Source organism: Streptomyces kronopolitis (genome assembly GCF_014646275.1).
Classification (GTDB): Bacteria; Actinomycetota; Actinomycetes; order Streptomycetales; family Streptomycetaceae; genus Streptomyces; species Streptomyces kronopolitis.
Genome location: NZ_BMND01000033.1, coordinates 62,369 through 72,907, shown reverse-complemented (window position 1 = coordinate 72,907; position 10,539 = coordinate 62,369). Strand labels below are relative to the sequence as shown.

Annotated in this window: 13 protein-coding genes; 4 read left to right on the top strand and 9 right to left on the bottom strand. The window is 71.8% G+C overall.

Annotation, left to right across the window (positions count from 1 at the left end; translation table 11 throughout):
- Window positions 1–284: 284 nt before the first annotated feature.
- Window positions 285–938 (bottom strand): DNA-3-methyladenine glycosylase, encoded by a 654-nt coding sequence (locus IEY78_RS27510; protein ID WP_189102758.1) that lies wholly within the window; start codon window positions 936–938, stop codon window positions 285–287.
- A gap of 167 nt (window positions 939–1,105) precedes the next feature.
- Between IEY78_RS27510 and IEY78_RS27505 the strand changes: the two genes are divergently transcribed.
- The 3 genes from IEY78_RS27505 to IEY78_RS27495 all read left to right on the top strand — a co-directional run bounded on the left by IEY78_RS27505 (window position 1,106) and on the right by IEY78_RS27495 (window position 3,392).
- On the top strand, window positions 1,106–1,888 hold the full coding sequence (locus IEY78_RS27505) for a sporulation protein (RefSeq protein ID WP_189102756.1): 783 nt from the start codon (window positions 1,106–1,108) through the stop codon (window positions 1,886–1,888).
- 42 nt (window positions 1,889–1,930) lie between these two features.
- Complete coding sequence (locus IEY78_RS27500) at window positions 1,931–2,470, top strand: YbhB/YbcL family Raf kinase inhibitor-like protein (RefSeq protein ID WP_189102754.1); 540 nt, start codon at window positions 1,931–1,933, stop codon at window positions 2,468–2,470.
- A 418-nt stretch (window positions 2,471–2,888) separates the two neighbouring features.
- On the top strand, window positions 2,889–3,392 hold the full coding sequence (locus IEY78_RS27495) for an HNH endonuclease (protein WP_189102752.1): 504 nt from the start codon (window positions 2,889–2,891) through the stop codon (window positions 3,390–3,392).
- A 33-nt stretch (window positions 3,393–3,425) separates the two neighbouring features.
- Here IEY78_RS27495 and IEY78_RS27490 read toward each other — a convergent pair whose 3' ends face one another.
- The 4 genes from IEY78_RS27490 to IEY78_RS27475 form a co-directional block, all read right to left on the bottom strand.
- Entirely contained in the window at window positions 3,426–4,193 is a 768-nt protein-coding gene (locus IEY78_RS27490; protein WP_189102751.1) for a sulfite exporter TauE/SafE family protein, read from the bottom strand.
- A 64-nt stretch (window positions 4,194–4,257) separates the two neighbouring features.
- Window positions 4,258–5,196, bottom strand: a complete 939-nt coding sequence (locus tag IEY78_RS27485) for an SPFH domain-containing protein (RefSeq protein WP_189102749.1) — start codon at window positions 5,194–5,196, stop codon at window positions 4,258–4,260.
- Between the two features lie 101 nt (window positions 5,197–5,297).
- Window positions 5,298–5,711, bottom strand: a complete 414-nt coding sequence (locus tag IEY78_RS27480; RefSeq protein WP_189102768.1) for an NfeD family protein — start codon at window positions 5,709–5,711, stop codon at window positions 5,298–5,300.
- 145 nt (window positions 5,712–5,856) lie between these two features.
- On the bottom strand, window positions 5,857–6,669 hold the full coding sequence (locus tag IEY78_RS27475) for an ABC transporter ATP-binding protein (protein ID WP_189102747.1): 813 nt from the start codon (window positions 6,667–6,669) through the stop codon (window positions 5,857–5,859).
- Between the two features lie 90 nt (window positions 6,670–6,759).
- On the opposite strand from IEY78_RS27475, the gene IEY78_RS27470 reads away from it, so the two are divergent.
- Window positions 6,760–7,566: an Rv1486c family protein gene (locus IEY78_RS27470; protein ID WP_189102745.1), complete on the top strand. Its 807-nt coding sequence runs from the start codon at window positions 6,760–6,762 to the stop codon at window positions 7,564–7,566.
- Between the two features lie 108 nt (window positions 7,567–7,674).
- Here the strand turns inward: IEY78_RS27470 and IEY78_RS27465 are convergent, their stop codons facing one another.
- From IEY78_RS27465 to IEY78_RS27450, 4 genes are all read right to left on the bottom strand, one after another.
- A complete protein-coding gene (locus tag IEY78_RS27465; RefSeq protein ID WP_189102743.1) occupies window positions 7,675–7,920 on the bottom strand; it encodes a chaplin in 246 nt (81 codons plus the stop codon).
- A 156-nt stretch (window positions 7,921–8,076) separates the two neighbouring features.
- Window positions 8,077–8,289: a chaplin gene (locus tag IEY78_RS27460; RefSeq protein WP_268240341.1), complete on the bottom strand. Its 213-nt coding sequence runs from the start codon at window positions 8,287–8,289 to the stop codon at window positions 8,077–8,079.
- A 221-nt stretch (window positions 8,290–8,510) separates the two neighbouring features.
- Entirely contained in the window at window positions 8,511–9,143 is a 633-nt protein-coding gene (locus IEY78_RS27455; RefSeq protein ID WP_189102764.1) for a response regulator, read from the bottom strand.
- An 85-nt stretch (window positions 9,144–9,228) separates the two neighbouring features.
- Window positions 9,229–10,386, bottom strand: a complete 1,158-nt coding sequence (locus IEY78_RS27450) for a GAF domain-containing sensor histidine kinase (protein ID WP_189102742.1) — start codon at window positions 10,384–10,386, stop codon at window positions 9,229–9,231.
- Window positions 10,387–10,539 lie beyond the last annotated feature (153 nt).

Below are 10,539 nucleotides of genomic sequence, written 5' to 3'. Positions count from 1 at the left end.
GATTTCGTTCCGTTGCCGGTCCGAATTCGTTTCCGATTCCCCGTCGGAGGGGGGTTGCCGTGGTGCGGCTATTTGAGCTGCCGCGCCTTTCGGCGTGATCACTACTTTAACGGTTTTCCCTGGCGACTCATAATCGAGTCGGCGGGGTCTGAATTTCGGCAACGCGAAAGAAGACCCGTCAGGGAGTCGTACGGAGTAGTTGGTTTCGCCGCCTCCGGCCCACGCACAATAGCGCTGCCCGTCTCAAGCGGCTCGGGCTACGTTAGGCGGTTGGCGACACGGAGTCAAGTAGCGCTGGGCGTGCGGCGTCGACGGGGGACGTGCGGGCGGTAGGGGCTCACCGTGGGGTCGTCGGCGATCCAGTAGCGCCACGGGTGGTCGGCCCCGTCCCCGCCCACTCCGGTGCGCGGGCCGCTGCGCACCAGTTCCGGGGCGGGCGGGCGGCCGTGCAGCAGGGAGAGCGGGGCGTCGCCGCCGGCGCACAGGTCGGTGCCGTCGAGACTCCGGTCGATGTCGAGGGCGGTGGCCAGGCGGGCCGGGCCCCTGGCCAGTTCCCTGGCGCTGCGGGCCTTGGGGCGGCGGCCGGCCGCCAACTCCGCTCCCTTGAGGATCTCGCCGGCCCGCAGCAGCACGCCGCTCGCCTTGCCCTCGGGGCAGCAGACCGCGTTGAGGCTGAACCACATGCCGTAGATGAAGTAGACGTACGCATGGCCGGGCGGGCCGAACATGGTGGCGTTGCGCGCGGTGCGGCCGCGGTAGGCGTGCGAGCCGGGGTCGTTCTCGCCGTCGTAGGCCTCGGCCTCGGTCAGCCGCAGTTCGATCGGGCCGTCAGGGGTGTTGCGGAGGAGGGTGCGGCCCAGCAGATCGGGGGCCACCTCCACGACGGGACGGGCGAAGAAGTCACGGGTGAGGGGCATTCGTTCCGGTACGTCGGCCATGCGGACCGAGGGTAGTGCAGCCCTGCGGGAAGGCGGCTGGCCATGGGGGCGTCGCAGTTGGGAAGGTGTGGCCGTGGAACCGGGTCGCCCGGTTCCACGTTCGTAGGAAGCGCACCGGGAGCACGGTGCGCCACAGGAGACAGGCGTTCCGCCTGGGGAGGACGAGCATGGGATTCAAGAAGCTGCTGGCGAGCCTGGGGGCCGGGGGCGCGTCGGTGGAGACGGTGCTCTTCGAGGAGAACGTCGTCCCGGGCGGGGTCGTGCAGGGTGAGGTGCGGATCCAGGGCGGGTCCGTGGCACAGCAGGTCGAGGGGCTGTCGGTCGGGCTGCAGGCGCGCGTCGAGGTCGAGAGCGGCGACGAGGAGTACAAGCGGAACATCGAGTTCACCAAGGTGCAGCTGGGCGGTGCGTTCGAGGTGCAGCCCGGCGCGGCGCACACCGTTCCGTTCGGGCTGGAGATTCCGTGGGAGACCCCGGTCACCACGTTCCTGGGGACGCATCTGCACGGGATGAACGTCGGGGTGACGACGGAGCTGGCGATCGCCCGTGCCGTGGACTCCAGTGACCTCGACCCGGTGAACGTGCACCCGCTGCCGGCGCAGCAGGCGATCCTGGACGCGTTCGGGCGGCTCGGGTTCCGCTTCAAGGCGGCCGATCTGGAGAAGGGGCACATCCGGGGAACGCGGCAGCGGCTGCCCTTCTACCAGGAGATCGAGTTCCACGCGCCGCAGCAGTACCGCGGGCTGAACCAGGTCGAGCTGTCGTTCGTGGCGGACGACCGGGAGATGGACGTCGTCCTGGAGATGGACAAGAAGCCGGGGCTGTTCACGGAGGGGTCGGACACCTACCGGTCGTTCACGGTGGGGCTGAACGACTTCGAGGGGACCGACTGGGCGGCGTACCTCAACCAGTGGCTGGCGGAGGTCGGCGGCAAGCGGAACTGGCTCTAACCTGGCCGGACAGGTGTCAGCAAGCGATCAGGAGGTGTTGAGGTGTCCGAGCTGAAGCGGCGGCCGCTCCCGCACGATTTCCATCCGCCGGTGCCGTCGTTCACGGTGCTGAGCGAGGAGATGGAGGAGGGCGGGACGCTGCGCTCCGAGCAGATCTTCGCCGAGGGGAACCGTTCACCGCAGCTGCGGTGGGAGGGTGCTCCCGCGGGGACGAAGAGCTACGCCGTCACCTGCTACGACCCGGACGCGCCGACGGGCAGCGGCTTTTGGCACTGGACGCTGTTCGACATCCCGGCGTCGGTGACGGAGCTGCCGGCCGGTGCCGGGTCCGGGGAGATGAAGGGGCTGCCCGAGGGCGCCGTGCATGTCCGTAACGACTACGGGACGCGCGACTTCGGGGGCGCGGCCCCGCCGCCCGGGGACGGTCCGCACCGCTATGTGTTCACGGTGTACGCGGTGGACCAGGAGAAGCTCGGTCCGGACGCGGATGCCTCGCCCGCCGTGGTGGGCTTCAATCTGCGGTTCCACACGATCGGGCGGGCCCAGCTGATCGCGGAGCACGAGGTGCCCGCGGCGGGCTGAGCGCCGTAATTCCGTTGCGCCCCGGCGCTTCCCGCACGCAGAGTGGTGTCCGTGCCGCCGCCCCCTCACCGGGGTGGCGGGCAGTCGGTACCGCAGTGGCGGGAGCGGCGGGGCGCAGGTGTGTCGTTTCCGCCTCCCCCATGCCTCACGGGCATGGAGGTGCCTCCACCCTGAGCCCGCATCGTGCCGGGCGTCCTCGCCGGCTGCCGTTCGCTCCGGGTCCCGTATGTTCACGGGGGTGGGACCCGGGGCGTCCTCATGTCGTGGAGCGTGCGTCGCCGCGGCACCTCCTTTTCATCTGCTGATCGCTCTCCATTTCCCTTGTGGCACACGGAAATTGCGTTGTTCGGGGAATACCTGCCGCTGCACAGTGGAGCAACTTCGCCACGGGGGCGGAGCGGTCCGGAAGGTGGACGGGATGCGCGAGACGCTGGTGCTGAATGCGAGCTTCGAGCCGCTGTCGACGGTGTCGCTGCGGCGCGCGGTGGTGCTGGTCATGCAGGACAAGGCCGTCGTCGAGCACGCGCATCCGGGGCTGCGCATCCGTGCCGCCGCGGTGGACGTCCCGGTGCCGCAGGTGATCAGGCTCAGCAGATACGTACGGGTGCCGTTCCGAAGACGGGCGCCCTGGTCGCGCCGGGGTGTGCTGGTGCGTGACCAGCACCGGTGCGCGTACTGCGGGCGTCGGGCGACGACGGTGGACCATGTCGTGCCGCGGTCGCACGGCGGCGGGGACACCTGGCTGAATACCGTCGCCTCGTGTGCGGAGGACAACCACCGCAAGGCGGACCGGACGCCCGAGCAGGCGGGGATGCAGCTGCTGCGGCGGCCGTTCGAGCCGACGCCGGCGGACGCGCTGCTGTCGACGCTGGGGGTGTCGGTGCGGGAGGGGCTGCCGGAGTGGCTGCCGCTGCCCGCGTAGCCGCGCCCTTCCCGTGCCGTCGCCCGACTCGCCTTATTTCAGGAGGAGTTGGGCGATGGCCAGCAGGCCGACGAGGACGATGACGGCGCGCAGGGCGGTGGGCGGCAGCCGGCGGCCGACCTTGGCGCCGAGCTGGCCGCCGAGGGTGGAGCCGACCGCGATCAGCGCGACGGCGGTCCAGTCGAAGTGGGCGACGAAGAGGAAGAAGACCGCCGCGACGCCGTTGACGATCGCGGCGAGGACGTTCTTGAGGGCGTTGACGCGCTGCAGGTCCTCGCTGAGCAGCAGGCCCATCAGGGACAGGTAGAGCACGCCCTGGGCGGCGCCGAAGTAGCCGCCGTAGGCGCTGGCGAGCAGCAGCCCGAGCAGCAGGGCCCAGCCGCCGTCGCGGGCGGCGGTGGTGCCGTTGCGCTCGCGGCGGGCTCGGAGTGCGGCGGCGAGCCGGGGCTGGGCGATGACGAGCACCAGCGCGACGGCGATCAGCGCGGGGACGATCGTGTCGAAGGCCTTCGAGGGCAGGGCGAGCAGCAGGATGGCGCCGCCCAGCCCGCCGATCAGTGCGATGAGGCCGAAGCGCAGCACCCGGCCGCGCTGGCCGACGAGTTCCCGGCGGTAGCCGAAGGCGCCGCTCAGCGAGCCGGGCACCAGGCCGAGGGTGTTGGAGACATTGGCCGTGACCGGGGGCAGGCCGAAGGCGAGCAGCACCGGGAAGGTGATCAGGGTGCCCGAGCCGACGATGGTGTTGATGGTGCCGGCGCCGAGTCCCGCGGCGAAGACGGCTACTGCTTCCCAGATGGTCACGCGAGATCCCCCTGTGCATGAGCGGCCCGATTCAACGACCGATCATGCACCAGGGGGCGCGGGGTCAGTCGATCGGGGGCGTCTCGTGGTGGGGCGAGCTGGGCTTGGGGATGGAGCCGCCGCCGGTCGGCGGGGTGAAGTTGCCGAGGGCACCGCCGAGGCCCTTGAGGGCGTCGCCGATCTCGCTGGGCACGATCCAGAGCTTGTTGGCGTCGCCTTCGGCGATCTTCGGGAGCATCTGGAGGTACTGGTAGGAGAGCAGCTTCTGGTCGGGGTCGCCCGCGTGGATGGACTCGAAGACCACCCGGATCGCCTGGGCCTCGCCCTCGGCGCGCAGGGCGGCGGCCTTGGCCTCACCCTCGGCGCGCAGGATCGAGGACTGCTTCTCACCTTCGGCGGTGAGGATCTGGGACTGCCGGACACCTTCGGCCTGGAGGATGGCGGCGCGCTTGTCGCGGTCGGCGCGCATCTGCTTCTCCATCGAGTCCTGGATGGAGGTCGGCGGCTCGATGGCCTTCAGCTCGACGCGGTTGACGCGGATGCCCCATTTGCCGGTGGCCTCGTCCAGGACGCCGCGCAGCGCCGCGTTGATCTCCTCACGGGAGGTCAGGGTCCGCTCCAGGTCCATGCCGCCGATGATGTTGCGCAGGGTGGTGACCGTGAGCTGCTCGATGGCCTGGATGTAGCTGGCGACCTCGTAGGTCGCGGCGCGGGCGTCGGTGACCTGGTAGTAGATCACCGTGTCGATGTTGACGACGAGGTTGTCCTGGGTGATCACCGGCTGCGGCGGGAACGGCACGACCTGCTCGCGGAGGTCGATGCGGTTGCGGATGGAGTCGATGAACGGGACGACGATGTTCAGTCCGGCGTTCAGCGTGCGGGTGTAGCGCCCGAAGCGCTCCACGATGGCGGCGCTGGCCTGTGGGATGACCTGGATCGTTTTGATGAGTGCGATGAACACGAGCACCACCAGGATGATCAGGACGATGATGATCGGTTCCACAGCGGCTCCCGTGCCCTTCGTTGCTGGTCCGTGCCGGCCGGCGACCGGCTTGCCGTTGATCAGTCTTTCAGAGACGTGGCGGGTCGCGCAGCGCGTTGGGGTCAGATGACGACGGCGGTGGCGCCTTCGATCGCGACGACGTCGACCGTCCGGCCGGGTTCGTAGACCTGGTCGCCGTCGAGCGCGCGGGCCGACCAGACCTCGCCGGCGAGCTTGATGCGGCCGCCCGCCCCGCCGTCGACGCGCTCCAGGACCGTGGCGCTTCTGCCCTTCAGCGCGTCGATTCCGGAGGCGAGGGCGGGACTCTGGCGGCGATGGCGGTTGGCGAGGGGGCGGACGACGGCGATCAGCGCCACCGACACCCCCACGAACACGAGGAATTGCGGCACCAGGCCGCCACCGACGGCCGCGGTGACGGCACCGGCGACGGCACCGACCGCGAGCATCCCGAATTCGGGCATCGCGGTCACGACGAGCGGAATGCCCAGTCCTACGGCGGCGATCAGCCACCACACCCATAGATCCACGGCTTCATGGTAGATCCGTGCGGCGGCGCGGGACAGGGGACGATCGGTCAGCGACCGGAGCCGCGCGCCGCGATGGCCCGCCGGACGGCGTCCGGTGGGGGCGCGTCGAGGGGTGGCCGGGCGGCGGGCCGGCTCAGGTCAGGGGCAGACCCTGCGCCGTCCAGCGGTCGTTGCCGTTGCGCTCGACGATCAGCGGGAGGCCGAAGCAGTGGGAGAGGTTGCTGGAGGTCAGTTCCAGGTCGAGCGGGCCGGCGGCCAGCACCTTGCCCTGACGGATCATCAGGACGTGGGTGAAGCCCGGGGCGATCTCCTCGACGTGGTGGGTGACCATGATCATCGAGGGGGCGTACGGGTCGCGGGCGAGGCGGCCCAGGCGGCGCACCAGGTCCTCGCGGCCGCCCAGGTCGAGGCCGGCGGCCGGCTCGTCCAGCAGCAGCAGCTCGGGGTCGGTCATCATCGCGCGGGCGATCAGGGTGCGCTTGCGCTCGCCCTCGGAGAGGGTGCCGAACTTGCGGTCCAGGTAGGCGGTCATGCCGAGACGGTCGAGGAAGGCGCGGGCGCGCTGCTCGTCGATCTCGTCGTAGTTCTCCTGCCAGCTCGCGGTCATGCCGTACGCGGCGGTGAGCACGGTCTGCAGCACGGTCTGGCTGCGCGGCAGCTTGTCGGCGAGCGCGATGCCGGCGACGCCGATGCGCGGGCGCAGGTCGAAGACGTCGACCTTGCCGAGCTGCTCGCCGAGGATCGACGCGCTGCCGGAGCTCGGGAAGAGGTAGCTGGAGGCGAGATTCAGCAGGGTGGTCTTGCCGGCGCCGTTGGGGCCGAGGATCACCCAGCGCTCCCCCTCCTTCACCGACCAGGAGACCTGGTCCACCAGAGCCCGTCCTTCGCGGACCACGGATACGTCCACCAGCTCCAGCACATCGCTCATGAGCGCGATCTCTCCCATTACTTCTCGGTCGTCGTGTGCACCGGTAGGCGCAGCCCCCCTGCAAACCTACGCCACTCGTTGTCGGTGCTGTTCCCTAGGCTGGGGGGCATGCTCGATGAACCTCGTTCGGGACGGCTGGCGGCATGGGGAAATGCCCTTTTGGCCGGACTTGTCTCACCTGATGAAGCCGCGGACCGTATCGCGGACGACGACGCGGTGCACCGCGTGGAGGGCCTGCCCGGCGAGGAGAAGCCGGTCGGGCTGACCCTCGCGCTGGGGCGGCTGCGGGCGCTGGGGGCGGTCGGCCTGCGGGTGGCGCTGCCGGTGTCCGGCCATCCGCTGGGGCTGTGCGGCCCGCCGGAATTCAACGCGCGGGCGCTGGAGGCCGAGGAGGCGGTGCTCGCCTCGGGCGCCGGGCTCGGGCTGATCCCCGAGACGTACGAGGCCGGGCCGGCGGGCGGCGCCGGGCCCGATGTGCATGTGGAGGTGGTCTGGCACTGCCTTCCGGTGCGCGAGGCGCCGCCGGCCGACGTGCCGTCGCTGGGTGAGGCCGAGCGGGAGCTGGCGGAGGCCCTGCGGGAGGCGACGGAGCTGCTCTCGACGCTGGATGTGGCCGGGGCCGGTCCGGTGGCGCAGGCGGCGCTGGAGGCGTACCGGGCGCGGGCGGAGGCCGGCCGGCGGATGCTGGCGCCCGGGTATCCGCCGCGTGCGGTGCGGGTGCTGGAGCTGGCGCAGCGCGTCGGTGCGCTGATCGGCATCGCCCAGCAGGCCGGCGGGGAGCACGGCGGGGCGGTCAGCTCCTCCCAGATCGCGGCCCGCGCCGAGGCGCTGCGGCCGGTGGAGCGCACGGCCCGGCGGGCGCAGGTGGCGGCGTACAACTCCGCGGTCGAGGAGCGCGAGCGCCACCGGGGCTGAGAACGGGACGGGCCCCGCCGGACCCTTGTGTGGTCCGGCGGGGCCCTTGCCGACCCGGGGCCGAACGCCTCTGGGCAGGCGAAGTCGTTCGGCCCGGGTCGGACAACCTCAGTTGTTCGTGGTGACGTTGCCGAAGGCGGGGTTGAGCGCGCCGATGACGTTGACCGTGTCGCCGCCGACGTTCACCGGGACGTGCACGGGGACCTGGACGAGGTTGCCCGAACCGATGCCGGGGGACTGCGTCGCCGCACCGGCGGCCTGCGGGCCGCTGGTGGCGAAGGCGGAACCGGCTGCCGCACCGAGGGCGAGTCCGGTGGTGGCGAGAACGAGGGCGGCCTTCTTGGCGGTGATCATGGTTCGTGTTCCTCACGTGGTGGCACAGTGCCGGAAGGACAGTGTCTGAGGGAGGGGACCGGCCGCGCGTCCGCGGCGGGACGGGGCCGGTCCGGCGTGACCCACGCGCACCATGGCGTCGGGCGGGTCAGGCGGATGCTGCGGACGTGCCTGCGCTCAGTAGTTGACGCAGGGGTTGCCGAAGGTGGGGTTGAGCGCACCGATGACGGTGGCGGTGACACCGCAGGCGTTCACGGGCACGTGCACCGGGACCTGGACGGTGTTGCCGGAGATGATGCCCGGGGAGTGCACCGCGCCGCCGACGGCCTGCGGTCCGGACTGCGCCGAGGCCACGCCGGCGCCCGCGAGGGCGAGGCCGCTCGCCGCCATGGTGATGGCCGCTACCCGCTTGATGTTCTTCACTTCTGACTCCTCCTTGCCGTTGCCGTGGCGAGCCGCCACGACTGCACTGGACAACGGCCGGGCGCGGGAAGGGATGCGCCGAACGGGCGACAGCTACACGACAGTATGAATCTCGGATCTGAAGACGACATTCCGCTTGTCGTCCCTGTACGGGGGCGCAGGTCAAGACCGGTGCCCCCGTGGAGGGTTCAGGCGCCGATGCCGTGCCGTACGGCCCACAGGGCGGCCTGGGTGCGGTCCGCGAGGTCGAGCTTCATGAGGATGTTGGAGACATGGGTCTTGACGGTCTTCTCGGACAGCACCAGGGCGCGGGCGATCTCGCGGTTGGAGCGGCCGTCCGCGATCAGGGCGAGCACCTCGCGCTCCCGCTCGGTCAGCGAGGTCCCGCGCCCCTGGCCGCCGTTGTTGCCCACCTCCTGGGCGAGCAGCGCGCCGGCGACCTCGGGCTGCAGCAGGACGTGCCCCGCGTGCACGGAGCGGATGGCGCCGGCCAGCGCGTCCGGGTCGATGTCCTTGTAGACGTAGCCGGCCGCGCCCGCGCGCAGCGCCGGGACGACGGTGCGCTGCTCGGTGAAGCTGGTCACCACCAGCACCCGGGCGGGGTTGGCCAGTTCGCGCAGCTTGCGGAGCGCCTCGATGCCGTCCATGCCGGGCATCTTGACGTCCATCAGGACGACGTCCGGGTGCAGTTGTTCGGCGGCGGCGATGCCCTCGGCCCCGTCGGAGGCCTCCCCCACCACCTCGATGTCGTCCTGGACCTCCAGGAAGGTCCGCAGCCCGCGGCGGACGACCTGGTGGTCGTCCACGAGCAGGACCCGGATCGCCGGGCCGGCGGCCCGTGCCCGGCCGCCGGCGCTCGCGCCGCCGTTCTCCGGGGGACGTGTCCCCGCACCGTCCCGTTCCCTGTCAGCCACCGGGCACCTCCATCTCGACAGCGGTGCCCTTGCCGGGCTCCGACTCCACCGTGAGTCTGCCGCCGACACCGCCGGCGCGGTCGTGCATCGAGACCAGGCCGAGATGCCGGCCGGCCCGGCGCACGAGGGCCGGATCGAAGCCGCAGCCGTCGTCGGCGATCCGCAGCAGCGCGCCCGGTCCGCTCCGGGTCACGGTCACCTCGACGCGCCCGGCCCCGGAGTGCCGCAGGGCGTTGTGCAGCGCCTCCTGGGCGACCCGGAGCACGGCCTCCTCCTGGGCGGCGGGCAGGGCCCGGACGCTGTGGGCGGCGAAGGTGACGTGTGCGGAGTGGGCGCGGTCGAGGACCTGGACCTGGGAGCGCAGGGTGGCGATCAGGCCGTCCTCGTCCAGGGCCGCGGGCCGCAGCTCGACGACGGCGGCCCGCAGTTCGTCGGCGGCCTCCGCGGCCAGCGCGGCGACCTGGTGCAGCTCGTCCTTGGCGCGGGCCGGGTCGCGGTCGACCAGGGCGGTGGCCGCCTGGGCGGTGAGGCGGAGCGAGAAGAGCTTCTGGGCGACCGCGTCGTGCAGCTCGTGGGCGAGCCGGGCGCGCTCCCCCGCGATGGTCAGCTCGCGGCTGCGCTCGTAGAGGCGGGCGTTGGTCAGGGCGATGGCGGCGTGCTGGGCGAGTATGCCGAGCAGCCGCTCGTCGTCCTCGGTGAAGCGGCAGCCGCCCTCGCGGGCGGGCGCCGGCCCGTGGCAGCGCTTGTTGGCCAGGAAGAGGGCGCCGAGGATCTCGTCGCCGTCGGCGACCGGCAGGCCGAGGAAGTCGGACATGTCCGGGTGGGCGGCCGGCCAGCCGCCGAAGCGGGGGTCCTCGCGGACGTCGGCGAGCCGCTCGGGGGTGGCGTTGTGCAGCATCGCGGCGAGGATGCCGTGCTGGCGGGGCAGCGGACCGATGGCCTTCCACTGCTCGGCGCTCACGCCGTCCACCACGAACTGGGCGAAGCCGCCGTGGTCGTCGGGCACCCCCAGGGCGGCGTATTCGGCGTCCAGCAGCTCGCGGGCCGAGGCCACGATCGTCTTGAGGACGTCGCGCACCTCCAGATGCCGGCTCATCGCCAGGATCGCGGTGCTCACCGCGGGGATGCCCGCTCCCGGTCCGTTGGTCATGGGATCACGGTACCGGCGGGGCGACCTGCACGTATCGGTCCGGCGGCGGCCGCCCCCTACGCCGCCGGGCCTAGGCCGAACGCCCTGGCCACGGCCGGTCCAGCGGCCGACGTGCCGGGGGCGGCGGCGTTCCTACCGTGAGGGCGAGGGCCG